Source organism: Lapillicoccus sp., assembly GCF_025353065.1.
GTDB lineage: Bacteria > Actinomycetota > Actinomycetes > Actinomycetales > Dermatophilaceae > Lapillicoccus.
In genome coordinates, this window is sequence record NZ_JANXRJ010000002.1 from 1 (window position 1) to 25,052 (window position 25,052).

The 25,052-nt window shown below is 71.2% G+C and carries 22 protein-coding genes; 12 read left to right on the forward strand and 10 right to left on the reverse strand.

What is annotated here, in order from left to right:
- Nucleotides 1-52: 52 nt before the first annotated feature.
- The 4 genes from Q0R63_RS00030 to Q0R63_RS00045 all read right to left on the reverse strand — a co-directional run bounded on the left by Q0R63_RS00030 (nucleotide 53) and on the right by Q0R63_RS00045 (nucleotide 3,660).
- Complete coding sequence (locus Q0R63_RS00030) at nucleotides 53-475, reverse strand: DUF2231 domain-containing protein (protein ID WP_295692169.1); 423 nt, start codon at nucleotides 473-475, stop codon at nucleotides 53-55.
- An 89-nt stretch (nucleotides 476-564) separates the two neighbouring features.
- Nucleotides 565-1,692: a ribosome small subunit-dependent GTPase A gene (gene rsgA, locus Q0R63_RS00035; protein WP_295692172.1), complete on the reverse strand. Its 1,128-nt coding sequence runs from the start codon at nucleotides 1,690-1,692 to the stop codon at nucleotides 565-567.
- Nucleotides 1,693-1,762: 70 nt separating this feature from the next.
- Complete coding sequence (aroA, locus tag Q0R63_RS00040; RefSeq protein WP_295692174.1) at nucleotides 1,763-3,115, reverse strand: 3-phosphoshikimate 1-carboxyvinyltransferase; 1,353 nt, start codon at nucleotides 3,113-3,115, stop codon at nucleotides 1,763-1,765.
- An 11-nt stretch (nucleotides 3,116-3,126) separates the two neighbouring features.
- Nucleotides 3,127-3,660, reverse strand: coding sequence for a DoxX family protein (locus tag Q0R63_RS00045; RefSeq protein ID WP_295692177.1), 534 nt, complete (start codon nucleotides 3,658-3,660; stop codon nucleotides 3,127-3,129).
- 111 nt (nucleotides 3,661-3,771) lie between these two features.
- Between Q0R63_RS00045 and Q0R63_RS00050 the strand changes: the two genes are divergently transcribed.
- From Q0R63_RS00050 to Q0R63_RS00090, 9 genes are all read left to right on the forward strand, one after another.
- The gene (locus tag Q0R63_RS00050) at nucleotides 3,772-4,611 is read left to right on the forward strand and encodes an SOS response-associated peptidase (protein WP_295692180.1); all 840 of its coding nucleotides are present in this window, start codon (nucleotides 3,772-3,774) and stop codon (nucleotides 4,609-4,611) included.
- Nucleotides 4,608-5,297 carry an alpha/beta family hydrolase gene (locus Q0R63_RS00055; RefSeq protein WP_295692183.1) on the forward strand — a complete coding sequence of 230 codons (690 nt, stop codon included), beginning with the start codon at nucleotides 4,608-4,610 and terminating at the stop codon, nucleotides 5,295-5,297. The genes Q0R63_RS00050 and Q0R63_RS00055 overlap by 4 nt, the downstream gene beginning before the upstream one ends.
- 199 nt (nucleotides 5,298-5,496) lie before the next feature.
- Nucleotides 5,497-6,201: a sigma-70 family RNA polymerase sigma factor gene (locus Q0R63_RS00060; RefSeq protein ID WP_295692186.1), complete on the forward strand. Its 705-nt coding sequence runs from the start codon at nucleotides 5,497-5,499 to the stop codon at nucleotides 6,199-6,201.
- Complete coding sequence (gene rsrA, locus Q0R63_RS00065; protein ID WP_295692188.1) at nucleotides 6,198-6,485, forward strand: mycothiol system anti-sigma-R factor; 288 nt, start codon at nucleotides 6,198-6,200, stop codon at nucleotides 6,483-6,485. The genes Q0R63_RS00060 and rsrA overlap by 4 nt, the downstream gene beginning before the upstream one ends.
- A gap of 86 nt (nucleotides 6,486-6,571) precedes the next feature.
- Complete coding sequence (locus Q0R63_RS00070; RefSeq protein ID WP_295692191.1) at nucleotides 6,572-9,475, forward strand: YfhO family protein; 2,904 nt, start codon at nucleotides 6,572-6,574, stop codon at nucleotides 9,473-9,475.
- Nucleotides 9,476-10,128: 653 nt separating this feature from the next.
- Nucleotides 10,129-10,251, forward strand: a complete 123-nt coding sequence (locus tag Q0R63_RS00075) for a hypothetical protein (RefSeq protein WP_295692194.1) — start codon at nucleotides 10,129-10,131, stop codon at nucleotides 10,249-10,251.
- 62 nt (nucleotides 10,252-10,313) lie between these two features.
- On the forward strand, nucleotides 10,314-11,786 hold the full coding sequence (locus tag Q0R63_RS00080; RefSeq protein WP_295692197.1) for an HD-GYP domain-containing protein: 1,473 nt from the start codon (nucleotides 10,314-10,316) through the stop codon (nucleotides 11,784-11,786).
- Nucleotides 11,783-13,171, forward strand: coding sequence for an HD domain-containing phosphohydrolase (locus Q0R63_RS00085; RefSeq protein ID WP_295692200.1), 1,389 nt, complete (start codon nucleotides 11,783-11,785; stop codon nucleotides 13,169-13,171). Before Q0R63_RS00080 ends, Q0R63_RS00085 begins: the two co-directional genes overlap by 4 nt.
- Before the next feature lie 874 nt (nucleotides 13,172-14,045).
- The gene (locus Q0R63_RS00090; RefSeq protein WP_295692203.1) at nucleotides 14,046-14,525 is read left to right on the forward strand and encodes a hypothetical protein; all 480 of its coding nucleotides are present in this window, start codon (nucleotides 14,046-14,048) and stop codon (nucleotides 14,523-14,525) included.
- A gap of 446 nt (nucleotides 14,526-14,971) precedes the next feature.
- Here the strand turns inward: Q0R63_RS00090 and sodN are convergent, their stop codons facing one another.
- The gene (gene sodN, locus Q0R63_RS00095) at nucleotides 14,972-15,376 is read right to left on the reverse strand and encodes a superoxide dismutase, Ni (protein ID WP_295692207.1); all 405 of its coding nucleotides are present in this window, start codon (nucleotides 15,374-15,376) and stop codon (nucleotides 14,972-14,974) included.
- Nucleotides 15,377-15,454: 78 nt separating this feature from the next.
- A complete protein-coding gene (locus tag Q0R63_RS00100; protein ID WP_295692209.1) occupies nucleotides 15,455-15,817 on the reverse strand; it encodes a S26 family signal peptidase in 363 nt (120 codons plus the stop codon).
- Nucleotides 15,818-16,087: 270 nt separating this feature from the next.
- On the opposite strand from Q0R63_RS00100, the gene Q0R63_RS00105 reads away from it, so the two are divergent.
- Complete coding sequence (locus Q0R63_RS00105) at nucleotides 16,088-17,347, forward strand: NADP-dependent malic enzyme (protein ID WP_295692211.1); 1,260 nt, start codon at nucleotides 16,088-16,090, stop codon at nucleotides 17,345-17,347.
- Between the two features lie 174 nt (nucleotides 17,348-17,521).
- Here the strand turns inward: Q0R63_RS00105 and rfbA are convergent, their stop codons facing one another.
- Nucleotides 17,522-18,400 (reverse strand): glucose-1-phosphate thymidylyltransferase RfbA, encoded by an 879-nt coding sequence (gene rfbA, locus Q0R63_RS00110; protein WP_295692214.1) that lies wholly within the window; start codon nucleotides 18,398-18,400, stop codon nucleotides 17,522-17,524.
- Between the two features lie 69 nt (nucleotides 18,401-18,469).
- Here rfbA and rfbD point away from each other — a divergent pair, with 69 nt between their 5' ends.
- Together rfbD and Q0R63_RS00120 are read left to right on the forward strand one after the other, a co-directional pair.
- Nucleotides 18,470-19,324, forward strand: a complete 855-nt coding sequence (gene rfbD / locus Q0R63_RS00115; protein ID WP_295692216.1) for a dTDP-4-dehydrorhamnose reductase — start codon at nucleotides 18,470-18,472, stop codon at nucleotides 19,322-19,324.
- Nucleotides 19,321-21,882: a glycosyltransferase gene (locus tag Q0R63_RS00120; RefSeq protein WP_295692218.1), complete on the forward strand. Its 2,562-nt coding sequence runs from the start codon at nucleotides 19,321-19,323 to the stop codon at nucleotides 21,880-21,882. Before rfbD ends, Q0R63_RS00120 begins: the two co-directional genes overlap by 4 nt.
- A 1-nt stretch (nucleotide 21,883) precedes the next feature.
- Here the strand turns inward: Q0R63_RS00120 and Q0R63_RS00125 are convergent, their stop codons facing one another.
- From Q0R63_RS00125 to Q0R63_RS00135, 3 genes are read right to left on the reverse strand one after another with little or no spacing between them, the layout of a single operon-like run.
- Nucleotides 21,884-22,870, reverse strand: coding sequence for a glycosyltransferase family 2 protein (locus tag Q0R63_RS00125; RefSeq protein WP_295692221.1), 987 nt, complete (start codon nucleotides 22,868-22,870; stop codon nucleotides 21,884-21,886).
- Nucleotides 22,867-24,111 carry an ABC transporter ATP-binding protein gene (locus tag Q0R63_RS00130; RefSeq protein ID WP_295692224.1) on the reverse strand — a complete coding sequence of 415 codons (1,245 nt, stop codon included), beginning with the start codon at nucleotides 24,109-24,111 and terminating at the stop codon, nucleotides 22,867-22,869. Before Q0R63_RS00130 ends, Q0R63_RS00125 begins: the two co-directional genes overlap by 4 nt.
- A gap of 1 nt (nucleotide 24,112) precedes the next feature.
- The gene (locus Q0R63_RS00135) at nucleotides 24,113-24,961 is read right to left on the reverse strand and encodes an ABC transporter permease (RefSeq protein ID WP_295692227.1); all 849 of its coding nucleotides are present in this window, start codon (nucleotides 24,959-24,961) and stop codon (nucleotides 24,113-24,115) included.
- Nucleotides 24,962-25,052: the final 91 nt, after the last annotated feature.

A 25,052-nucleotide genomic window follows, 5' to 3' on the forward strand; every position in this document is an offset into this window, starting at 1 on the left:
CCTCACCGCGGATGCGCGACCTCAGCAGGCGGGGGTCAGCAGATGGCGGGGGTCAGCGGGCCCAGAGCGCCCGGGCGCCGGAGTCGCCGGTCCGCACCGTCCAGAACGTGGCAGCGGCGCTGGCGAGGATGGACACGATCACCGCGACCGGACCCAGGGAGCGGTGCCGGCGGGTGACCGCGACCGCGGTCGAGGCCACCAGCATCACCAGGGCGAACAGGGGCAGGAGAGAGCCGATCTGGCCGTGCTCCAGGGCGATCTTGCCACCCAGGGTCTTCTGGAGGTCCTCGCCGCTCTGCTTGGCCAGGATGGTGGTGCCGAGGATGACCGCGTTGCCGGCGACGACCCACCAGGCGACCCTCTCGCGCAGGCTCTTGCGGACTCCGACCAGCACGGTCAGCACGGCCATCAGGGGCAGCAGGACGACGACGGCATGGATCACGAGCGGGTGCAGCGGGAGGCCGGTGATGGTCATCGGTCTGGCTCCTCGGTCAGCAGGGGATGGGCGTGGTCATCGGGGGAGACGACCGTCGCACCGAAGGGGTTCAGCGCGCGCTCACGCTCTCACCCGGTGCCGGGTCCGGGGCCGCCCGCGACGCCCGTGTCATCCTCCCGACCGTCTCCGCGGTCGACGCCGGAGCGGGCGCGCAGCAACCGTCGCAACGAGTCGAGGCGTGCGGGCCCGGCCGGCCCGGCGTTGCCCGCTCTGACGAATGCGTCCAGGGCACAGTCGGTTTCGTCGTGGGTGCACCCTCGCGGACACTGGTCCGTGCCCGGCTCGAGGTCGGGGAAGTGGACGATGATCCGCTCGAGGTCGACGTGGGCCAGCCCGAAGGAGCGGATCCCCGGGGTGTCGACCACCCACCCGGCGTCCTTCCCGGGGAGCCGCAACGCCACCGCCGAGGTCGACGTATGCCGCCCCCGCCCCGTCACGTCGTTGACGTCGCCGGTCGCCCGACGGGCGTCGGGGACGAGGCTGTTGACGAGCGTCGACTTGCCGACCCCGGAGTGCCCGACCAGGACGGAGATCCGCCCCGCCAGCCGGCCGCGCACCTCGTCCAGGCCGGCGAAGCCGCTGACCGCCGTCTCCTGCCCGGCGACCTGGTGGGAGGCCCCACCCCAGGAGGTGACGACGTAAGGCACCTCGAGCGGCGCATACGTCGTGAGGAAGGGCTGGGGGTCGACGAGGTCGGACTTGGTGAGCACCAGCAGCGGGGCGAGGTCGGCGTCGTATGCCGCGACGAGACACCGGTCGATGAGCCGGGGTCGGGGCTCGGGGTTGGCGAGCGAGGAGACGATGACGAGCTGGTCCGCGTTCGCCACGATGACGCGCTCGACGGGGTCGGTGTCGTCGGCCGAACGGCGCAGCACGGACCGCCGGGGTTCGAGGCGGACGATCCGGGCCAGGGCGTCGGCGCTACCGCTGGTGTCGCCGACGAGGGAGACGTCGTCCCCGACGACCACGCCCTTGCGGCCGAGGTCACGGGACTTCATCGCCGTGACGAGACGCTCCGGCCGGTCGCGACCACCGACCCCCGCCGCGACGAGGACGGTGTAGCGGCCCCGGTCGACGGCGACGACGAAGCCGAGCACCGCGTCGTCGTGGGCGGGTCGCTCCTTGGTGCGACGGCGTGAGCCCCGGGGGTTGGGGCGGACCCGGATGTCGGACTCGTCGAGGTCGTGCCAGCTCACGCGGGGGCCCTCGCGGCTGACCTCACTGAGACCTCACTGAGACCTCATCCGGACCTCATCCGACCCGTCATCACGTCGCCATCATCGCTGTCCACAGTCCGGTGAAGTCGGGCAGCGTCTTCGTCGTCGCCCCGATGTTCTCCACCGTGACCCCGGGGACCACCAGCCCGAGCAGCGCTCCCGCAGTAGCCATCCGGTGGTCGTGATAGGTGCGGAACCGCCCACCGTGCAGGCGGGCCGGCGAGATCCGCAGGCCGTCCTCGGTCTCGGTCGCCGCGCCACCCAGACGGTTGATCTCGGCCACCAGCGCGGCGAGGCGGTCGGTCTCGTGCCCACGGATGTGGGCGACCCCCCGGATCCAGGTGGGGGACTCCGCGAGCGCCGCCAGCGCCGCGACCACGGGGGTCAGTTCGCTGGCGTCGTGCAGGTCGATGTCGATACCGCCGATCGCGCCGTTGCCCCCGACCGTGAGCCCGGTCCGGTCGAAGGAGACGTCGGCCCCCATCGTGTCGAGGATGTCGCGCAAGGCGTCACCGGCCTGCGTCGTGTGCTGCGGCCAGTCCGGCACCCGGACCCGACCTCCGACCGCGAGGGCGGCGGCGAGGAACGGCCCGGCGTTGGAGAGGTCCGGCTCGATGAGCACGTCGAGCGAGCTGATCTCACCGGGCTCGACGCGCCAGGTGTTGGGCTCGGAGTCGTCGACGTCGACCCCGGCGTCGCGGAGGGTCTCGACGGTCATCGCGAGGTGCGGCTCACTCGGCACCGGCTTGCCGTCGTGGTGGACGGTGACGCCCTCGTCGTAGCGGGCGCCGGCGAGCAGCAGACCGGAGATGAACTGGGACGACGCCGACGCGTCGAGGGTCACCGCCCCCCCACGCACGGAGCCGACGCCGTCGACCGTGAGCGGGAGGGTGCCGCGCCCCCCGTCGTCGATCTGCGCGCCGAGGGTGCGCAGCGCGGAGAGCACCGGACCCATCGGGCGGACCCGCGCGCCCGCGTCGCCGTCGACGTGCACGGGTCCGTCGGCCAGCGCGGCGACCGGTGGCAGGAACCGCATGACCGTGCCCGCGAGGCCGACGTCGATGGTCGCGCCACCGCGCAGGACGGCTGCCGGCGTGACGATCCAGTCCATGTCGTCGGCGCCCGCCGCTCCGTCCGGACGGACGTCCTCGATCCCGGTCCCGAGGGCCCGGAGGGCCTGCGCCATGAGCAGCGTGTCCCGCGACCGCAGGGGGATCCGCAGGCGGGACCGGTCGTTGGCCAGCGCCGCGAGGACGAGGAACCGGTTGGTCAGCGACTTGCTGCCCGGCAGCACGACCACGGCGTCGAGGGGACCGGCGGCGACCGGCGCCGTCCAGTCGCCGGGATGCGGAGGCTCGTCGGCCGCGCTCGCGCCGCCGGGGTCATCCAGGGGTGCGCTCACGTCGGCCACGCTCAGCCCAGGGCGTCCTGGACGCTGAGGTGGGCCTGCTGGGTGGCGATCTTCGCCTCGCGCCTCGCCGTCTTCGCGGCGTGCCGCGCCTCGCGGCGGGTGACCTTGCCCGCGTTGCGGGCCCGCCAGGCCAGACCCGGCTTCCCCTCGGTGTCGACGGCCGCGAGCAGCGCCCCACCGATGAGGCCGACGTTCTTGAGGAACTGGGTGCGCTGCATCGCGCGTTCCTTGGCGTCGGTCTTCTCCCAGAACGCGTGCCCCGCCAGCGTCGTCGGGACGAGCGAACCGGCCACGAGGATGCCGCCCACCCTGGAGAGCCGACCCGTCGCGATCATGGCGCCTCCGAGGAGCTGCGCCGCGCCGTTGGCCCGGACCAGCATCTCCTTGTCGTCGGGCAGGCCGAGCGCCGGGATCATCCGGTCGAGGAACGGTGTGGCGGGGCCGACCTTGGAGGCCGGGTGCCGCAGCTGGTCGATCCCCCCGACGACGAAGATGGCAGCGAGCATGGGACGGGCGATGCGACGAACGATGGACATGGGTGGCGGATCTCCTCGGGTCTCGGTACTGCCACCACCGTAGTTGCTCGGCGGCCCCGGCAGCACCCGGGCGGACGGTGGGCCGCAGGCCGCCGGCATAGGTTGACGCGCATGTGTGGCCGGTATGCCGCGAGCAAGGACCACGCGGACCTCATCGACGAGCTCGACATCGAGCTCGACGCCACGGGCGAGCCGGGCCGCAGCATCCTGGTCAACCCTCAGCACCCGCCGCCCGGCCTGCCCGACTGGAACATGGCGCCCACGAAGCAGGCCCCGGTCGTGGTGACCAGGGTGCCCCGCGGGGCGGCGGACGGCACACCCGCCGCGCGCCAGCTCCGTCTGCTCACCTGGGGCCTCGTGCCGAGCTGGGCCAAGGACACCAGGACCGGTCTGCGGATGATCAACGCGCGCGCCGAGTCGGTGCTCGAGAAACCGGGGTTCGCCCGTGCGGCAGCCTCGCGCCGGTGCCTCGTGCCGGCCGAGGGCTGGTACGAGTGGCAGGTGTCGCCGACCGTGACGGACGCCAAGGGCAAGCCGCGCAAGCAGCCCTTCTACATGCACCGCCTCGACGGGGAGGTCGTCGCGCTGGCCGGCCTCTACGAGTTCTGGCGCGACAAGGAGGTCGCCGACCCCGACGACCCGCTCGCCTGGTTGACGACCTTCACGATCATCACCACCCGCGCGGAGCCGGGGCTCGACCGGATCCACGACCGCCAGCCCCTGGTGCTCGAGCGCGACGACTGGGCCCGGTGGCTCGACCCGGCGTCGAAGGACCTCGCCGTCGTCGGTGAGCTGCTCGCCTTCGAGCAGGCCGGCCGCTTCGACGCCTACCCGGTCTCCAGCGCCGTCAGCAGCTCCCGCAACAACGGCGAGCAGCTGCTGCTGCCGCTGGCCCGCGAGGAGCTGCGTGGCGTGGTCGACCCGGTGACCGGTGAGGTCGTCGGCGCGTGACCCCGGGAGCCGCGCCCTCGACGACGGTCGTCGACGTCGACACCCCCGCGGGTCCGGCCCGCGTCCACGTCACGCGACCCCGCGGCGCGCGCGGTCTGGCCGTCCTCGGGCACGGCGCGGGCGGGGGCCTGGGCTCGGTCGACCTCACGGCAGCCGCGACCGCGCTGACCGGGGCAGGCTGGGCGGTCGCGCTCGTCGAGCAGCCGTGGCTGGTGGCCGGCCGGCGGATCGCCGGACCGCCGAAAACCCTTGATGCGGCCTGGATCCCGGTCGTCAACGCGCTCCGCTGTCGTGGTGGGGCGCTCGCCACGGTCTGCGGGCCGCTGCTCCTCGCCGGACGCAGCGCCGGCGCCCGCGTCGCCTGCCGGACCGCCGACACCCTCGGCGCCGACGCCGTCCTCTGCCTCTCCTTCCCGCTGCATCCTCCCGGCCGGCCCGAGCGGCTGCGGGCCACCGAGCTCGCGCTGGTCACCGACGCCGACCGCGCGATCGCCGTCGTCCAGGGGGAGCGGGACCCCTTCGGCGGTCCGGGTGAGGTCGCGGCATACCTGCCCGGGCTCGGGACCGGCCGCCAGCACCTGTATGCCGTGCCGGGCACCCACGCGATCCCGCGGAGCAGCGCTGCGCTCGTCGGGTTGGTCGTCGTCGCCTTCGCCAGCACCGTCCTTGCCAGCACAGTCGGCTGACCTTCGCACCCCACCGGGAATGGCCCCTCGTCCGGTGACGTTGACGAGCGCGACAGGCGACCACCCGATCGGGCGGCTGCTCCCCAGCTCCAGGAGGCGTCACCCCGTGCTCATGCTCTCCGTGCCCGCGGTGGGAGGCCCCCTCAGTCCGGGCACCGGCCTGTCCGGGACAGCGGCCGCGAGACTAGGCTGGGGGACGATGACCGACGACACCCAGACCCCGCTGGAGAACCCCACCGAGGTCCAGCCCGACCCCAGCGAGGTCAGTGAGCAGCGGCTCGCCGACGACGTCGTCGACGTCGCCTCCGAGACCACGTCGGAGCGCCGCGCGAGGTTCGAGCGTGAGGCCATGCCGCTGCTGGACCAGATGTACTCCGCCGCGCTGCGCACGACGCGCAACCCGACCGACGCCGAGGACCTCGTCCAGGAGACCTACGCCAAGGCCTACAACGCCTTCCACCAGTACCGGCCTGGCACCAACCTCAAGGCCTGGATGTACCGCATCCTCACCAACACCTACATCAACACCTACCGCAAGAAGCAGCGCGAGCCACTGCAGTCGGACGCGTCCGACGTCGAGGACTACCAGCTCCATCGCGCCGAGTCCCACAGCTCGGCGGGCCTGCGGTCGGCCGAGGACGTGGCGCTCGAGCACCTGCCTGACAGCGACGTCAAGCGGGCCCTCCTCGAGATCCCGGAGGACTTCCGCCTCGCGGTCTACTTCGCCGACGTCGAGGGCTACGCCTACAAGGAGATCGCCGAGATCATGCAGACGCCGATCGGCACCGTGATGTCGCGTCTGCACCGGGGGCGCCGGCAGCTGCGTGAGCTGCTCAGTGAGTATGCCGCCGATCGCGGGTTCGTCCGCGCTGACGCGACCACGAGCACAGGAGCCGATCAATGACGCACGGCGACCACGCACGGCAGGACGGGATGATGAGCGACAGCGACTGCTCCGAGGCGTTGCTGCGCGTCTACGAGTACCTCGACGGCGAGATGAGCACCGACGACTGCCGCAAGATCCAGGCCCACCTCGACGACTGCGGCCCCTGCCTGAAGCAGTACAACCTCGACCAGGCGCTGAAGGCCGTCATCAAGCGGTCCTGCGCCTGCGAGGAGGCTCCGCTCGAGCTGCGCGCGACGATCCTCACGAGGATCACGATGATCCGGATCGGCTCGCCCGACTGACTGACTGACCGAGGTAACCCCGGCCTCGACTAAGGTGAGGGTCACCTGACCGGTCCGGTCGGACGACGTCGAGCGGAAGGGGTGCAGTGCGCTCGCCGTTCCCCCGATGGGTCGATCTGGCGCTCGTGCTCCTGTTCGTCCTCTTCGTCGCGCTGGTGCTCGGTCCGTCCCTCATCGGTCGCGACCTCGCCATCGACGTCAACCTGCTGACCGAGTTCCAGCCGTGGAAGGCCGTGAGCGGCGTCGCCGTCGGGGCCGTCAACACCTGCCGCTCGGACACCGTCGACACCGGGCTCCCGGTCATCAGCGAGATCCGGCGCATCCTCTACTCAGGGCACTACCCGACCTGGGTGCAGTACAACGTCGGCGGCGCCCCCATCGCCTCACCCAACAACGGCCAGTTCTCACCCCTGGCGCTGCCGTACTACCTCGTCCCGCTCTCGCTGGCCCCGGCATTCGTCAAGCTGGCCCAGTTCGCCGCCGTGCTCGTGGGCATGGTGGCCTTCCTGCGGCGACTCGGCCTCAGCATCGCCTCGGGGGTCCTCGGCGCCATCGTCTACTGCGCTTCCGGCTTCATGATCTCGTGGTCCAACTGGCCGCAGACCCTCGTTGCGGCGCTCATCCCGGCGCTCTTCTGGTCCGTCGAGCGCTTGGCGCAGGAGCGACGGGCCCGGGATGCCGTGCCGCTCGCCCTCGTGGTCGCCAGCATGGTTCTCGGCGGCTTCCCCGCCGTGACGGGGATGGCGCTCTACCTCGCGGCGCCCTACTTCCTGGTGAGGGTGATCACCCTCCATCGCGGCCACGTTCGCGAGATCGGCCGCCGACTCGCGCTGGCCGTCACGGGCCTGGCTGTCGGCACCCTGCTCACGGCATTCCAGCTGGTGCCGTTCGCCAAGCAGCTCGCCGACACCGACCTGTCCTACCGCCAGGTGGTCAAGGGAGAGTCCGCTCCCCTCGACACGCTCCTCACCCTGGTCTCGCCGGACGCCTTCGGGACGTGCGTCGGCGGCGAGGTCCGCGGCGTCCACAACCCGATCGAGACCATCGCCTTCGTGGGTGCGGCCGCCGTCGTCCTGTCGGTGGTGGCCGTCCTCTGGTCCGGGAGGCGGGGCCGGACGGACGACCGCGCCGCCGGGGTCGCCGGGTTCTTCGTGATCGCCGCTGCCACCGTCGTCGTCGTCGGGTGGCTGGGCGGTCCCCTCCTCGCCGCTCTCCAGGTCCTCCCGGTCTTCTCCAACAACTCGATCTGGCGGATCCGCTCGATCCTCGGTTTCGTGCTGGCCGTCCTCGCCGCATTCGGCTTCGAGCGCCTCGTCCGCCAGGTCAGCCGGGCACGGACCGGCGGCAGCGACCCGGGCCCGCCGGGCCCGCCGGGCCCGCCGGGCACGTCCGACGACGAACGGATCGACGCCGACCACCCGTCCCCGCGCCCGGTTGGCAGCAGGTGGCTGCGCATCCTCGGACGGGTCGTCGTCCTGGCCGCCTTCCTGGGCCTCGGGGTCGCCATCGTCCTGATGGCCCGCCACGAGTCCGTCGAGGAGGGCTTCTACCCCATCGTGCGGGACCGGATCATGGTCGCGGCCGCACTGATGGGGGCCACCACGGTGCTGGTGCTCATCGTCCGCCTCGCCCCGCGAGTCGTCGCGATCGTGGCCGTCCTCGGCGTGGCCGGTCTGGTGGTCGGTCAGTCCAGCAGCTTCGGCGCCGAGGACATCGGGGGGAGCGACGTCAAGAACTTCTACCCTGTCACCCCGACGCACGTCTTCCTGCAGAAGAACCTCGGGGAGGACCGGTTTGCCTCGTCCAACCTCCTGGCGCTGCCGCCGACGGCCACCTACTACGACATCCGGACGCCGACCGGGCACCAGTTCAGCACGCCCGAGTGGTTGGACCTGCTCACGGCCGTCGACCCCAAGGTCGCCGCCAGCCCCACCTTCTCCGACTTCACGTCGGCGTCGCTGCCGCTGGCGAAGGTCGGTCGGCAGCCGCTCCTCGACCGGCTGTCCGTCAAGTACTGGCTGAGCCCGGACGACGCGGTCTCCGGTGCGGTCGACCTCGCTCCGGCCGGGGACGGCACGGCCCCGGTCGACGCCACCCACCCGGCGACCTGCACCCTACCGGGTGGTCCGGTGCGCGGGCTGGTGGTCCTCACCACCGGGCCGCTGGTCGCCAGCGCCGGACGCGGCGCGTCCCTCTCGGTGTCGGTCCGCACGGCCGACGGGAAGACGGTGACCGGTGGCCGTTACCTCGGCCCCGGACTGCCCCTCCCCACACAGATCTCCATCGCCTTCCCCGGCGAGGACCTCGCTGCTGCCGGCCCCCTGACGGTCACCGTGCGAGCGGACGGCGTCTCGAAGCCGGTCCCGTTGGCCACCGTAGGGGGCGCCCTCTCGTGCGGGTCGGTCGCCGCCGCCGACGACGGGCTCAGGCTCGTCGACTCCGAGGCGGGAGCGCTGGTCTGGGAACGCCTGTCGAGCCTCCCTCGCATCCGCTGGGCGGAAACCACCGTCGTCGTGCCCGACCCCGCGCAGCAGGTCTCCCGGTTGGCGGCCGGCATGAGCCCCGACACGATCGTCGTGGCCTCCGGGACCGCTGCCGGACCCGCGACCCCGAGCGCCACGGCGACCCCCGTCACCGTCGACGAGGACGACGGGCCCACCATCCGGGCAACCGTGACCGCGGCCGCCGCCGGTCATCTCGTGGTCGCCGACTCGCTGCGGCAGCCCGGCTGGACCGCCTCCCTCGACGGGCACTCGGTGCCACTGGTCGCAGCCGACCACGCCTTCGGCGCGGTGGCCGTCCCGGCCGGCACGCACACCGTCGAGCTGCAGTACGAGCCCCCGGGGCTGGACCTCGGGGTCCTGCTCAGCCTCGTCGGGCTGCTCAGCCTCGTCGGGCTGCTGCTGGCCGATTCTGCCCGGCGCTGGCAGCAGCGTCGACGTGCTGGCCGGCCCCGCCCCCTCGTCCCCGACGGACGCCCGACGAGCTAGGCGCGGGAGGACCGAGAGAGCCGACGACCATCCGGTCGTCGGCTCCGTCGTTGCTGCTTCGGGGGCGCGGGCTCGGCGCGATGCCATGGTGCCTGCACCGGTGGTGCCGCGTGTTGCGACGTGATCAGGCGTTGGGCTTGCGGCCGTGGTTGGCGGCGTTGCCCTTGCGTGAACGGCGCTTGCGGGCGCGCTTGCTCATCATGTGCTCCAGTCGATCGGGATTGTCAACGGAAAGCATCCCACACCGGCCGAGGGCGCCGAAACGGCGCAATCAGGGTCCAACCGGGTCCAATGTCAAAGAGTTACAGCCGGCTTGTGTCAATTCTTGTTAAAGAAACTGCTGGTGCGAACCCTCTCCCCCCATCGTGCGTCGGCGCTGTGTGAGTCTGAAAAACGTGGCCGTGGCCCATCGCGACGGCCACGTCCCAAGAAGTCACCCCTGTTGCCCCGGCTCCCGAAAGCCAGGGCAGAAAAGAGACACACCGAAATGATGCTTCGTGCCACGGATTGCCCGTCCATCCTGACGCCCGCCAGCGACGTACCCACCCGGTCCTGGTCCTGGAACCCGAAGATCCCCTGACCCCACCCTCCCTCCAGCAGCACGACCTGTCGTCGCGGCACCCGAGAGCCGCGACAGAAAAGAGCACCCAGCCATGAAGCACTTCACCAAGGTCTTCGAGTCCATGCTGACGAACCCGACCACCCCCACGTGGACGACGACGCCGCCCACCCCCGGTCCCACCCAGTCCTGGTCCTGGAACCCCAAGATCCCCTGATCCCGACGGCTCGGTGGTCCTGCGCGCCCACGAAACGGGCGTGCAGGACTTACCGTTAGCGCATGAGCGACCACGGGAGCGGCAGGCTTCCCTTGCCGCGGCCGCCGCTGGCCCTCTCGCTGGGGACCTACATCGGTGGCACCGTGCTGTTCGCCATCGCCCTGGTGGTCCTCAGCTCGGTCCACCTGGGGCCACCGCGCGATCTCGTGGCCCTCGTCGTCCTGTGCGGCATGGGCCTGCTCAGTCAGGTCCTCGCGGAACCCAACGTCGGGTCCAGGGTCGCGTTCTCCTTCCTCAGCATCATCCTGCTCGCGAGCATCCCCATCGTCGGACCGGTCGGGTGCGCGGTCGTGGCCGGTGTCGCCATGGGCCTGCAGCCCGGTCACGTCTTTCCTCGGGTACGCCTGTTCAACACGGCGATGCATGTCGTGGTCGGCGCCCTCGGGGGTCTGCTCTACCTCGCCTGCGGTGGGGCTCACGATCTGCACACCGTGAACGGCGCCGGACCCCTGCTGCTCCAGGTCGGCCTCCCGCTGCTCGTCGCCGACGCGGCCCAGATGCTCGTCAACGCGGCCCTGCTCGCGGGCATCATGCACGTCGACAGCGGGGTGCCGTGGCGGGTCATCTTCGTCCGGATGGCCACCAACTCCGGCGTCGCCTACCTCGGCTACGGCGTCATCGGCTTTCTCTTCGTGACCCTGTGGGTCCCGGCCGACGTCGGCCCGTTCAGTGCCCTCCTCATCCTCGCGCCGCTCTTCGTGGCCCGATGGGCCTTCGTGCAGTACGGCGATGAGCAACGCTCGCACGAGAGTGCCCTCAGTGCCCTCGTCAGTGCCGTGGAGACCAAGGACCCCTACGCGGCGGGCCACAGCGCACGGATGGCGATCCTGTGCCAGTGGATCGCCGAACCGCTCTCGCTCGGCGCCCAGGAGGTCCAGGCCCTGTGGTTCGCCGCGATGCTGCACGACGTGGGCAAGGTCGGGCTACCGACGAGGATCGTGCGCCGCCCGGGGGAGATGTCACGGGGCGACCTCGCCGTCCTCGAGAAGCACCCCGACCGCGGCGCCGACCTCGTGTCGGGGATCGACTTCCTCGCCGACTCCCTCGAGGGCATCCGGCATCACCACGAGCGCTACGACGGGCGCGGCTACCCCACCGGCCTCGTGGGGGAGGCCATCCCCCTCGCGGCGCGGATCATCGCCGTCGCCGACGCCTTCGACTCGCTGACCATGCCCCGGCCCCACCGCCCGGCTCTCGACATCGCCGAGGCGCTCGCCGAGATGGAGCGGCGGTCCGCGATCCAGTTCGACCCCCGGGTCGTCGAGGCGCTGCGACGGGCGACCGAGCGGCACGACTGGACGCCCGGCGACGTCGACGCCGACACCCTCGCCGCGATGACGGGGTACTTCGACCACGACGACCCCGAGGCCTCCGACCTCGCGGCCCGGCTCCGGACGCTGGAGGATCCCTCCGCCGACTCCGAACCCGTCGCGCCTCAGCTGCCGCAGCTGCCGCAGCTACGGCAGCTGAGGTGAAGCCGGTCCTGCGGTTCGGGCGGCGGCTGCGGGTGGAGGCGGTGCTCGCGACGATCGGCGCGCTCGTCGCCGTCTTCGCGCTGATGCGGGTGCTGGTCGACCCCTTCTGGCTTGCCTCTCCGGCCGGGCAGGCGACCGGGCCCCCCCTCGATCTCGAGCTCGGGGTGCTGCTCGCCTTCGTCGTGACGATCGCCGTGGGTGAGCTCAACCGGATCACCCTGCCGGGGGCGCGCGAGAGCGCCCCGATGTCCCTTGCCGCCGCCTTCGCCCTGGCAATGACCTCGGGAGTCGGATCGGCCCAGCCGTTACGGTTCGACGCCTGGGTCGCCATCGTCGCCACCGCCCTGGCCATGCTGATCGGCACCGGGGTGTCGGCCCTCGTCCATCGCCCGACCCGGCCCGACGACCTCGCCGCACGCTTCCTCTGCGCCGCCGTCCTCGCGGTCCTCTTCCGGCAGGTGCCCCTCTCGGGCGGGAGCACGCTGCTCACGCTCCAGACCACGTGGACCCAGCAACGGTGGCTGTCGGCGATCAGCATGCTCCTCGCGTCGGCCGTCGCCCTGGTCGTCCAGAGCCTCATCACCGCGACCGGCACCGCGCTACGCGAACACCTGTCCTGGCGCCAGTCCGTCGTCGACGAGCTCCGTCGGGCGGCCGGGCTGAGCACGGCTCTCGCCGCCTCCGGCGCCCTCATCGCCCTCGCGGAGCACCCGCTGGGGATCGTCGCGATCCCGGTCTTCCTCGTTCCCCTGGTGCTGACGCAGTTCGCCGTGCGTCGCTTCGCCAGTGTGCGGCAGACCTACGGCCAGACGATCCGCACCCTGTCCCGCCTGACCGAGATCGGCGGCTACACCCCCACCGACCACCCCACCCGCGTGGCCGACCTCAGCGTCGGGATGGCCAAGGTCATCGGGATGTCGGAGCGGGACACCCTCGAGCTGGAGTATGCCGCCCTGCTCCACGACATCGGGCAGGTCGCCCTCCGGACGCCCATCCCCGGGGGGGCGACGATGCTGGCTGCGCCGACCGACCAGGACCGCATCGCCCGTGACGGGGCCGAGATCGTCCGGCAGACCGGGGTGCTCGACGACGTCGCGACCATCCTCGAGGCCCAGGCGAAGCCCTACCGCCACGTCCGCGAGCTCGGTGAACCGATCCCGATCTCGAGCCGCATCATCAAGGTGGCCAACGCCTACGACGACCTCGTGGGCGACAAGCCCACGCCGGCCAGCCAGGCGAGCGCCATCGAACGGATCCACCTCGGCCTCGGCTACGAGTACGACCCTGCGGTCGTCGACGCGCTGTCGCGGGTGCTCGCGCGGCGCGAGGGGCGCGAGGGGCGCGAGGGGCGCGAGGGGCGCGAGGGGCGCGAGGGCCGGACCTGATGCACGGCAACGACGGGCACACGCGGCGCGCACGGGCACACACGGCGCGCACGGGCACGCACGTCACGCACGGGCACGCATAGCACGCGTGGCACGTGATGGCGGGTGACGGCTGCCAGAGCGTGGACTGGCAATGTGCGACCAGTTGCGGAGCAAGAGGCAGGACTCCGATCCCATGACGCTGAAAGGATAAATTGGTCACGGGTCTGAAACCAGCGCAGACATCCCCCGGCCGCCCTGGCCGGGAAATGGTGGCCTCGGCCGGTGAGAGGACGACGGCCCCCACGGCGTCACGACGAGGGGCTAGCGGGCCTGGATCACGATCCCCCCTACAGGGTGCGGGCCCTTGCTCCCCCTGGTCTCGGTGTGGCGGCGGCACCCACAGCACCCCGTTCTTGTGGGAACGGAGGTGCTGCTGTCGACGATCTCGCCATGAGCGCGCCAACTCATCGCAACGGCGCTGCTCGTCCTGGCTCTCGTGGAAAGACGTCGGAGAGAGGAAGAAACGACTGCTGCCAACGGTCATTGACCAGGCCCCCAGAAATCCGCGTTTCCGGCAGGTTTGACCACTGACCGCATACGGGGTGGCCGTTTGCCCACGTCGGCATGGCAGGCCAGGGCGACCTCTGGGTGGAGGTGGCGGGAAATGGTCGCCCTCCCGTGCTGTGTCCAGCACCGCCGAGCCGAGCAACCGACCCCGCCACCGCCTCGAGTGAACCACCCCCGTCGAGACTCTCCACCGGCTACTGTCGAACTCTCCAGTCCAAGAGCCCCTTGCGTCGAACTCCCTGATCCCAAGCGGTGTGTGCCTGGAGAAATCCTGATAGTCGGTTACGGCTCGGGCCATCGGCTCAGCACTCAAGGGGTACCAACCGTGAAGACCTTCCGCCATCCGGGCGCCGCAGCAGTCGTCCTGTCCGTCCTCGCTCTCACAGCGTGCAGCCATTCTCCTGGCGCCACCGTGCCGCCCGGCTCCGCGGAGACCCCCCCTTCGTCGGCGACCACCATCGCGCCCACCATCGACGCGGCGGCCTCGTCGTACGCCGCTGTCGTCGCCGTGGCTGCTGCCCAGGCCCAGGCCCTGGCCCAGACCCAGGCTCAGTTCCAGGCTCAGGCCCTGGCCCAGGCTCATACCCAGGCCCAAGCCGCCGCATCTGCCAAGGCCGCAGCCCAGGCAGCAGCGAAGGCCAAGGCGTTGGCGACGGCCCAAGCCGCACAGGCCGCGAAGAAGGCGGTCACCGAGGCCCAGAGCACGGCCGCCGCCCAGGCCCGATTGGCAGCGGCCGCCGCGAAGAAGGCTGCGGCCAAGGCGAAGCTCCCCACAGGAAAGACGCCCGCAGCCGTCGGGGCTTAATGCCACAAACCAGCACACCCAGCCCCTACTGGCAGCTGGCAGGGACTCCCGGATCACATCTCGACGACGACGCCTACGCTGAACGGCGTCGCGCGATCCGGAACCACGTCGACGCGATGGCGGCCGCCGCAAAGGTTCTCAGCCGAGAACTCTCACACGTCGTCGCGATGGCCGTTGGTGACTTTGTGCATGTGAGAACCGATGGCAACGCGATCACGTCGATCCATGGGCTGGCATCTGATTGCCGGGGGAGCGTCTGTCAAGTACAGACCGTCCCGGGCCATTCATCCGCAGCGATCACGCTGCGTGGGTAAGGCCACCTCTGACCGGGAGACGACGACCGCACCCGGTCCAGTATCGACGCGATGTTTCTGCGCGATGCGGACCAGGTGCGGACTGAGCCGAGCGGCTGAGTCGATCCATGCAGGACGGAGGCCCCGGAGGGGTCAGGCCGCCTGCTTGGTCTCCCAGAAGATGCCCGAGATCTCCTCGATCTTGGCCAGCAGCTGGTCGGCGACCGCCTCGTCCCAGGACGCCTTCGTGCCACCGGCACCGGCGAGCTTGGTCGCCTCGTTGAAGAGCCCGTGGAGCTGGGGGTACTTCTCGAAGTGCGGGGGCTTGAAGTAGTCGGTCCACAGCACCCACAGGTGGTGCTTGACCAGGTCGGAGCGCTCCTCCTTGACGATGAGCGCGCGGGCCTTGAAGTCGGGGTCGGCATTGTCCTTGACCTTGGTCATGCAGGCCTTGACCGACTGGGCCTCGAGCTTGGCCTGCGCCGGGTCGTAGATGCCGCACGGCAGGTCGCAGTGGGCGCTGACGTCGATGGAGCGGACAAAGAAACGCGAGGACATGGTGATCCCTTCGGGGTGTAGGGGGGCAGCGGAAAGTCGTCGCTGTCCCGCCCAACCTACCCCCGCGTCCCGAGGCGCCTACCCCCGCGTCCGACGACGCACACCCGGTGGTCGAAGTCGCCGGAGTCGGTTGGGTATCCGGGCGACGACGACGCCCTTGACGTGCTGGCGGGAGATCGGGCCCACCAGCCAGGAGTCCACGCCCTCGGCCGGGTTGTCCCGCTCCACCCACCAGCTCGTGGGGTCACCGGGGGCGTGCCCCGTGACCCGCTTGATCGCCAGGGGCCGTGGTCCGGCCTCGGAGTCGGGGAGACGGACCACGGCCAGCCTCCCGGTCACCGGACGGATGCCGTAGACGACCACCACCCGGTCGCCCTCGTGGAGGGTGGGCTCCATCGAGCGGCCCCGCACGCACGCGATCCCGATCGCCGGCCACCTCATCCTGTCATCCTCGCACCATCCGCGGTCCCGCCCCCGACTGGTGCGCGCGACCCGGGTCACGCGGGCGTGGCGGGACGCGGCAGGGTCTGGCATCATTGGCCTCAGCGGGACATCACCCGCAGTTGTTGTGCGTTGACGTGGCCACCACCTCGGCCTGCGAAGTTGCAGACATCCATGCCGTGTGGTCCAGCAAGTGCCGCTCCGCCTTCTCGTCCCGATCACGGCCCTCCGGCCTCGCGACGACCTGCCCCGAAGGGGATCTCTCCTCCCATGTCCGCCATCCCGACCGCCATCTCCTCACCCGATCCCGCTCTGATGGACTCCGCGCTGGACCACTCCGCACTGGACCATTCCGCGCTGGACGACCCCGCCCTGGACGACCCCTCCCCGGGCGCGTTCTTCGACCCCGCCGACCCGGTCTTCCGGGCCCACGAGGGCGGCAAGATCGCCACCCGTCCCACGCAGCCGCTGCGCGACGCCGCCGACCTCTCGCTGCTCTACACCCCCGGAGTGGCCCGGGTCTGCCTCGCCATCGCGGCCGACCCCAAGCTCGCCGCGACGTATACCTCGCGGCGCAACACGGTCGCGGTCATCACCGACGGCACCGCGGTCCTCGGACTCGGGGACATCGGGCCGCTGGCGGCCATGCCGGTGATGGAGGGCAAGGCCATCCTCTTCAAGCACTTCGCCGACGTCGACGCCGTGCCGCTGTGCCTCGAGACGGGCTCCGCCGACGAGCTCGTCGAGGCGATCACCCGGGTGGCCCCGACCTATGGCGGCATCAACCTCGAGGACATCTCGGCGCCGCGCTGCTTCGAGATCGAGCGTCGGCTGCAGGAACGCCTGGACATCCCCGTCTTCCACGACGACCAGCACGGCACGGCGATCGTCACTCTGGCTGCGCTGGTCAACGCCGCAGCCGTCGTCGGGCGGACCCTGGAGTCGCTGTCCGTCGTCGTCTCCGGGGCCGGGGCCGCGGGCGTCGCGGTCACCAAGATCCTCCTCGCTGCCGGGGTGAGTGACATCGTCGTGATCGACTCGCAGGGCGCCATCCACCGCGGCCGGGTCGGGCTGGTGCCCCACAAGGCCGAGCTCGCGGAGCTGACCAACGGGCGCGGGGTCACGGCAGGCCTCGAGGAGGCGCTGTGTGGGGCCGACGTCTTCGTCGGGGTCTCGGGCGGCACCGTCCCCGAGTCGGCGCTCGCAGGGATGTCGGCGGACGCCGTGATCCTGGCGCTGGCTAACCCCGACCCCGAGGTCCACCCCGACGTCGCCCACCGTTACGCCCGGGTCGTCGCGACCGGCCGCTCGGACTTCCCCAACCAGATCAACAACGTCCTGGCCTTCCCGGGCATCTTCCGCGGGGCGCTGGACTCCGGGGCGACCCGGATCACCGAGGCGATGAAGCTCGCGGCGGCATACACGATCGCCGCTCTGGTCGAGCACCCGACCGCCCACGAGATCGTGCCCAGCGTCTTCGACCCCCGGGTCGCCCCCGCGGTCGCTGCCGCCGTCGCCGGCAACGTCTGACCCCCCCAGCACCCAGCCCCCCGGCCCCCGGCGCGCCGGTCGTCCCTCCCCATCGTGCGCTTGTTGCTCGTGATGCACCGTTCAGGTCCGAGATGTCGCGCGAAACGGTGCTTCTGAAGCAGGAAGCGTGGGGGGAGGGGCCGCCGTGGCCGCGTGGGATCGGCGGTCGGGGGATCAGGGCAGGGTGCGGCCCTCGCCGATCAGGCCCTTCATGTAGACGCCGTAGCCGCTCTTGACCAGCGGCTCGGCGAGGGCGTCGAACTGCGCGTCGCTGAGCCAGCCGTTGCGCCACGAGACCTCCTCGACGCAGCCGATCTTGTGTCCCTGCCGGGCCTCGACGACGTGCACGAACTGGCTCGCCTCGAGCAGCCCCTGGAAGGTGCCGGTGTCGAACCACGCGGTGCCGCGCGGCAGCACGCTCACCGTGAGGTCACCACGCTGGAGGTAGGCGTCGTTGACGCCGGTGATCTCGAGCTCACCCCGGGAGCTCGGCCGCAGGTTGCGGGCGATGTCGATGACGTCGTTGTCGTAGAAGTAGAGACCGGGCACGGCGTAGTTGGACTTGGGGACGGCCGGCTTCTCCTCGATCGAGCGCACCGTGCCGTCGGGGTCGAACTCCACGACCCCGTAGGCCGATGGCTCGGTGACGTGGTAGGCGAACACGTGACCTCCGGTGAGGTCGGTGTTCTCGCGCAGCGAGGTCCCGAGACCCACGCCGTAGAAGATGTTGTCGCCGAGGACCAGCGCCACCGTGTCGGGCCCGATGAAGTCGGCGCCGATGAGGAAGGCCTGGGCGAGCCCGTCGGGGCTGGGCTGCACGGCATACGACAGCTCGATGCCCCACTCCCGCCCGTCGCCGAGCAGGCGCTGGAACTGCTCGACGTCCTGCGGGGTGGTGATGATCAGGACCTGCCGGATCCCGGCCATCATCAGGGTCGAGAGGGGGTAGTAGATCATCGGCTTGTCGTAGACCGGCATGATCTGCTTGCTGATCCCGCGGGTGATGGGGTGCAGCCGTGTGCCCGAGCCGCCGGCGAGGATGATTCCCTTCATGGGCGCCGACCCTACCGGGCGACCCGGCGTGGTGACCGACGCCCGCGCTGCTCCGATAGCCTCGCCGGTATGAAGATTCTGGTCACCGGTGGAGCCGGGATGCTGGGTCACGACCTCGATGCGACGCTCACCGCCGCGGGCCACGAGGTCACGCTGGCCCCCCGCTCGGCGCTCGACGTCACCTCGCTGCCGGCCTGCGACGGTGCCGTCCACGGGCACGACGTCGTCGTCAACGCCGCCGCCTGGACCAAGGTCGACGACGCCGAGACGCACGAGGCGGCCGCCTTCGACGTCAACGCGACCGGCGCCGCCAACCTCGCCCTCGCGAGCCGCCGGGCGGGTGCCCGCCTGGTCCAGGTGTCGACCGACTACGTCTTCGCGGGCGACGCGACCAGCCCGTATGCCGAGGACTCGCCACTCGCGCCCCGCTCGGCCTACGGACGCACCAAGGCGGCCGGTGAGTGGGCGGTGCGCAGCATCTGCCCCGACAGCTACCTCGTCCGGACGGCGTGGCTCTACGGCGCGCACGGCCCCAACTTCGTCGCGACGATGGCCCGGCTCGCCGCCGAACGCGACACCGTCTCCGTCGTCGACGACCAGCGGGGTCAACCCACCTGGACCCACGACCTCGCGGCGGCGATCACCGTGCTGATCGGCTCCGACGCGCCCTTCGGCACCTACCACGGCACCTCGACCGGTGAGGCGACGTGGTTCGACCTCGCTCGCGGCGTCTTCGAGGTGCTCGGCCTCGACCCGGCGCGGGTGCTGCCCACGACGACCGACGCGTTCCCCCGGCCGGCTCCCCGGCCGGCCTACTCCGTCCTCGGGCACGACTCCTGGGCCGCGGTCGATGGTGGTCTGCTGCCCGACTGGCGCGAGTCCCTCGATCGCTCGGTCCCGCTGATGTCCAAGAGCGCCGCGTGAGCGCCCGACCCGGCACGCATCACACGGACGCGGCGGCGGTCCCCGGGCCCCGGACCTGGGACGACGCGGCCCCGATCCGGACCGGCCTCGTCTCGGTGGTCGTCGTCAACTACAAGGGCGCCGACGACACCATCACCTGCCTCGAGGGACTCGCGTCGCTCGACTGGCCGGCCGCCGACCTCGAGCTGATCTGCATCGAGAACGAGTCGGGCGACGGCTCGGCCGACCGGATCCGTGCCGCGCTGCCGGGGGTCACCCTCATCGAGTCGGGGGCCAACCTCGGCTTCGCCGGCGGCTGCAACCTCGGCGCCCGCGCCGCCCACGGGGAGTTCGTCGCCTTCCTCAACAACGACGCCCGACCGGACGCCCGCTGGGTGGCCGCGGCGGTCGAGGTCTTCCACGCCGACCGTGAGGTCGGAGCCGTCGCGTCCAAGGTGCTCGACTGGGACGGCCGGCTGGTCGACTTCGCCGACGCCTCGCTGACCTGGTGGGGAGGCGGCTACAAGCGCGAGGCCGAGCACGTCGACGACCCGGAGTACGACCGGCCCAAGGACGTCCTGTTCGGCACGGGCGCGGCGATGTTCGTGCGGGCCGCGGTCTACCGCGACCTCGGCGGCTTCGACGAGCGGTTCTTCATGTTCTACGAGGACGTCGACTTCGGCTGGCGGCTCAACGCGCTCGGGCACCGGTTCCGCTTCGTGCCGGCCTCGCTGGCCTACCACCGCCACCACGCGACGATGAAGAAGTTCGGCAGCTACCGCGAGAGCTACCTCCTCGAGCGCAACGCGATGCTGTCGATGTACAAGAACTACGAGGACGAGACGCTGCTCCGCACGCTGCCGGCCGCGTTCGCGCTCTCGGTGCGTCGGTCGGTGGCCCGGACCGGCCTCGACGCCCGGATGCTCGACCTGCAGGTCCGTCCCGGCGGCGACGAGGAGGAGGACGTCACCGTCCCCAAGATGGCGTTGACGGGGCCGCTGGCGATCGACTACTTCGTCGAGCAGCTACCCAGCCTGATGCCCGACCGGCGCGACATCCAGGCCCGCCGCCGCCGCTCCGACCTCGACCTGTTCCCCTTGTTCCGTCAGGCGATCGAGCCGGCATACCCCTTCCCGTCCTACCTCGCTGCGCACCAGGACCTGCTCGAGGCCTTCGGCATCGAGGAGGTCTTCAGCCGTCGGCGCCGGGTCGCGGTCGTGACCGGTGAGCCTCTGGGGGGGAAGATGGCCGGACCCGCCATCCGGGCCTTCGAGATCTCCCGCCTGCTCGGGGTGGAGCACGACGTCCGGCTCGTCACCACCGCCAGTCGCTGCACCCTCGACGGGGACGGCTTCGAGACGGGCACCGTCAACCGCCAGCAGCTGCACGGCCTCGTCGAGTGGGCCGACGTGCTGATCTTCCAGGGGCTGCTGCTGTCCTTCCACACCTGGATCGCCGACGCCGACGTCATCCTCGTCGCCGACGTCTACGACCCGTTCCACCTCGAGACCCTCGAGCAGGAACGCGCCCGCTCCGACGAGGAGCGGATGACGATCTCGCGCGACACCGTCGACGCCCTCAACCGCCAGCTCGCGCGGGCCGACTTCCTGCTCTGCGCGTCCGAGAAGCAGCGCGACTTCTGGCTCGGGCAGCTCGCGGGAATGGGCCGGATCAACCCCTACACCTACGACGAGGACGAGAGCCTGCGCGGCCTGATCGACGTCGCCCCCTTCGGCCTGCAGGAGGGGAGACCGGTCCAGACGCGGCACGCCCTCAAGGGCACCTTCCCGGGGATCGGGACGGACGACAAGGTCGTGATCTGGGGCGGCGGGGTCTACAACTGGTTCGACCCCCTCACCCTGATCCACGCCATCGACAAAGCCCGGCAGAAGGTCCCCGAGATCCGCCTGGTCTTCCTCGGGATGAAGCACCCCAACCCCGGGGTCCCCGAGATGGACATGGCCCACCGCACCCGGGCGCTCGCGGCCGACCTCGGGCTCGAGGGCACCCACGTCTTCTTCAACGAGCAGTGGGTCGCCTACGACGACCGCCAGAACTACCTCCTGGACGCCGACCTCGGCGTCAGCTGCCACTTCGACCACGTCGAGACCGAGTTCAGCTTCCGGACCCGCATCCTGGACTACCTCTGGGCCGGCCTGCCCATCGTCTGTACCGACGGCGACGCCTTCGGCGACCTCGTCGAGCGCGAGTCGCTCGGGGTGGCCGTGCCGCCGGAGGACGTCGACGCCCTGGCCGACGCCCTGGTCCTGCTGCTCACCGACACCGGGGCGGCCGCTGCGGCCTCGGCGCGGGCTCGCGAGATCTCCCAGCAGTTCACCTGGAGCCGGTCCCTGGCGCCGCTCGCGGCCTTCGTGCGTTCCCCACGCCGCGCCCCGGACGTCGTGGCCGAGCGCGGCGAGCTGTCGCTGCGGTCCGGCCGGGCGTTCCGGGCCGCGCTGCCCAAGGGACGGACCCGCGACGACATGTCCCTGGCGCGGCGCTACTTCGAGGAGGGCGGCGTGACCGAGGTCGCGCGGCGCGCGTCGGGCCGGGTCATCCGGATCATCCGGAGGGGCTGACTCAGCCGGAGGGGCTGACCAGCAGCCGGGCCACCTCGCGCCGGCGGGCGCGCATCGCGGGGGGCATGCCGCGCCGCTGCGCGACGGTGCGCGGCGCCATCCGGAGGAACCCGGCAAACGCGCGCAGGCGGGTCATCCCCACCGCACGCTCCGGGCCGCCACGGGCGATCCGGACCGCCGACATCACCGGGTGCCGCAGTACGACGGGCAGGACGGCGCCCCAGGGCGCGTCCTTGAGGAGCGTGGTCAGGCGGTTGCGCTCGTTGTAGTAGCGGAACCGCGGGCTGCCGATGCCCGACGAGGCACCGTGCTCGTGGTGGACGACGGCCCCGTGGACGTAGCGCACGTCCCAGCCGCCGAGGCGCAGCCGCCACGACAGGTCGGTGTCCTCGTAGTAGAGGAAGTATGCCGCGTCGAAGCCGCCCACCGCCCGGACGGCGGACGCCCGGAGCAGCACCGCGGCCCCACAGAAGCCGAAGACCTCGGCGGGGGGGCCGGGGGCGTCGGCCGGCACGAGGTAGTCGCGGTCGGCGCCGTTGCCGTCGCGGTGGACGACAACGCCGGTCGAGTTGACCCGGGCCGTCCCCTCGACGTCGGCCGCGAGCAGCACCCGCGCGGTCCAGGCCGCCGTCTGGGGGTGGTCGTGCCGCTCGGCGAGCATCCGCTCGAGGAAGTCGGGGGCGACGACGGCGTCGTTGTTGACGAGCACCACCCACTCGGACGCGATCTGCGCGAGGGCGGCCGAGCAGCCGCCCGCGAAACCGGTGTTCGTCGGCAGGACCTGCAGCGTCGCCTCCGGGAAGTCGCGCGCGACGGCCTCCGCCGTGCCGTCGTGCGAGGCGTTGTCGACGACGTGCAGGCGGACCCGCGCCGCCGGGGTCGTCTGGGCGGCGAGGGCGGTCAGGCAGCGGAGCACGAGGTCGCGGGCCTCCCAGGTGATGACGACGACCGTGACTTCGCGCTGCTCGCGCGGCGGGTCGTCGGTCAAGCGTCGACGCTCTGGACGGACGTCCGACCGATGGCCGCCAGCTCGTCGCGGGTGAGGAAGCGGGCCTCGCCGTCCGTCGTGAGGGACTGCGTGGCCCGGACCCGGAAGCCCGGGAGGTTGGCGCTGGCGATGAGGACGTCGCCGTGCCGGATGGTGAGGGTGAGGGTGACGTCACCGAGGATCTCGGGGAGCGCGCGCAGCCGCCACCTCAGCGACGAGGTCGTGCCCGCCCGGATCTCCTCCGCCGGGACGTGGAACGGCTGCGGGTCGACGATCACGACCACCTCGCCGGAGCCGGCCATCAGCTGGAGCTCGGCGACGACGTCGTTGCCGTCCAGGGTGTCGGTGTTGATCCAGTCGATGTCGGCCATCAGCATCGCCTCGCCACCCGTGGTGAAGCTCTCGGGGGTCTCGTTGGTGCTCGGGTCGACCACGGCCACCGCGGCGATCTTCGCGTAGCCCGCGTCGACCCGGTTGACCCGGTCGACGCCCATGAGCTCGTTGAGCCGGTCCGTGCCCTCACGGGTCGAGCCGTCGAAGATGACCCGGCCGTGCCCGAGCACGACGGCCCGGGTGCAGAGCGCCTCGATGAGCCCGGAGGAGTGCGAGACGAAGAGGATCGTCTTGCCCTGCCGCTGGAAGTCCTGGATGCGGTCGAGGCACTTCTTCTGGAAGGCCGCGTCGCCGACGGCGAGCACCTCGTCGACGATGAGGATGTCCGGATCGACGTGCACGGCGACCGAGAAGCCCAGCCGGACATACATCCCCGAGGAGTAGTGCTTCACCGGGTTGTCGATGAACTCGCCCAGCTCGCTGAAGGCCACGATCTCGTAGAAGAGGGCGTCGGTGTCGGCCTTCGGGACCCCGAGGAGGGCCGAGTTGAGGTAGACGTTCTCGCGCCCGGTGAGCTCGCCGTCGAAACCGGCCCCCAGCTCGAGCAGCGAGGCCACCCGGCCGTGGATCTCCACGGATCCCTCGGTCTCGCGCAGGATGCCGGAGAGCACCTTGAGCAGGGTCGACTTGCCGGAGCCGTTGGGGCCCATCAGCCCGACCGTCTCGCCGCGGCGGACCTCGATGTCGACGTCTCGCAGGGCCCAGAAGTCGTCGCGGCTGCCCTGCTCGCGCCGGACGACGCGCTCCTTGAGACTGGTCGCGCGACGGTGGAAACGGGTGAACCGCTTGCCGACGCCCTGGGCGCGGATGAGGACGGGAGCGTCATCGCTCAGCGGGGTGGAGGTCACGTCAGAGATCCTCGGCGAAGTCGGCGGACTGGCGACGGAACTGCATCGCCCCGATGGCGAGGACGACCAGGGACACGACGAAGCCGAGCCCGAGGACCTTGAGGTAGAACCACACCGAGTCGCTGGCCAGGATGAGCTTGCCGTCCGTGCCGTAGAGCTGGCCGTAGAAGGCGCGTTGGAAGGTAGCGGTCACCCCGGCCATCGGGTTGAGGTAGTAGACGTCGAGCTTGAGGCCGCTGCCGAGCCGGTCACGCACCAGGCTCGGGGTGTAGATGACGCCCGAGGCCCAGACCCAGGCGAACATGAGGATCTCGAGGATGTGCTGGGTGTCCTTGTAGCGCACGGTCGTCGCCGCGACCAACAGCGAGAGACCGAGGGTCAGCGTGACGACGACGACGAGCGCGGGGACGAGCAGGAGCAGCTCGGGCCGGATCGGGGCCAACCCCGCGACGCTCATCGCGACGATGAGCACGAGGTACTGGAGAGCGACCTGGACCCCGGCGAACCCGATCGAGGACAGCGGCAGGGCGATGTGCGGGAAGGGCACCTTCTTCACCAGGCCCGCGTTGCCGGTGATCGACGTCGCGGCTCCCATGACGCTCATCTGGAAGAAGTTCCAGATGAGCAGGCCCGACAGCAGGAAGAAGCCGAAGAAGCTCACGGTGTTCTTGAAGACGACCGTGAAGACGATGGTGTAGACCACCAGCATCAGCAGCGGGTTGGCGAGGGACCAGGCGAAACCGAGGGTCGACCCCTGGTACTTGATCTTCAGGTCCTTGCGGACGAGCTGCTTGATCAGCTGTGTCCGGAGCCGCGACTGGTCGGACCGTCGCCGGCTGACGACACTCATGGAGATCCTCTCGAGGGGGAGCCCTCACGATACCGGCTGGACCGGTGCCCTTCGGCATCTGCGACATCCACGGCCTGGCCCGCCCGCCGGC

Excerpts from the sequence above, each read along its gene's own strand:
- Q0R63_RS00075 (WP_295692194.1), top strand. The coding sequence starts at position 10,129 with ATGAAGCACTTCACCAAGGTCTTCGAGTCCATGCTGACGAACCCGACC.
- Q0R63_RS00135 (WP_295692227.1), bottom strand. The coding sequence starts at position 24,961 with ATGAGTGTCGTCAGCCGGCGACGGTCCGACCAGTCGCGGCTCCGGACA.
- rfbD (WP_295692216.1), top strand. The coding sequence starts at position 18,470 with ATGAAGATTCTGGTCACCGGTGGAGCCGGGATGCTGGGTCACGACCTC.
- rsrA (WP_295692188.1), top strand. The coding sequence starts at position 6,198 with ATGACGCACGGCGACCACGCACGGCAGGACGGGATGATGAGCGACAGC.
- Q0R63_RS00105 (WP_295692211.1), top strand. The coding sequence starts at position 16,088 with ATGTCCGCCATCCCGACCGCCATCTCCTCACCCGATCCCGCTCTGATG.
- Q0R63_RS00080 (WP_295692197.1), top strand. The coding sequence starts at position 10,314 with ATGAGCGACCACGGGAGCGGCAGGCTTCCCTTGCCGCGGCCGCCGCTG.
- Q0R63_RS00030 (WP_295692169.1), bottom strand. The coding sequence starts at position 475 with ATGACCATCACCGGCCTCCCGCTGCACCCGCTCGTGATCCATGCCGTC.
- Q0R63_RS00045 (WP_295692177.1), bottom strand. The coding sequence starts at position 3,660 with ATGTCCATCGTTCGTCGCATCGCCCGTCCCATGCTCGCTGCCATCTTC.
- Q0R63_RS00050 (WP_295692180.1), top strand. The coding sequence starts at position 3,772 with ATGTGTGGCCGGTATGCCGCGAGCAAGGACCACGCGGACCTCATCGAC.
- Q0R63_RS00060 (WP_295692186.1), top strand. The coding sequence starts at position 5,497 with ATGACCGACGACACCCAGACCCCGCTGGAGAACCCCACCGAGGTCCAG.
- Q0R63_RS00100 (WP_295692209.1), bottom strand. The coding sequence starts at position 15,817 with ATGAGGTGGCCGGCGATCGGGATCGCGTGCGTGCGGGGCCGCTCGATG.
- rfbA (WP_295692214.1), bottom strand. The coding sequence starts at position 18,400 with ATGAAGGGAATCATCCTCGCCGGCGGCTCGGGCACACGGCTGCACCCC.
- sodN (WP_295692207.1), bottom strand. The coding sequence starts at position 15,376 with ATGTCCTCGCGTTTCTTTGTCCGCTCCATCGACGTCAGCGCCCACTGC.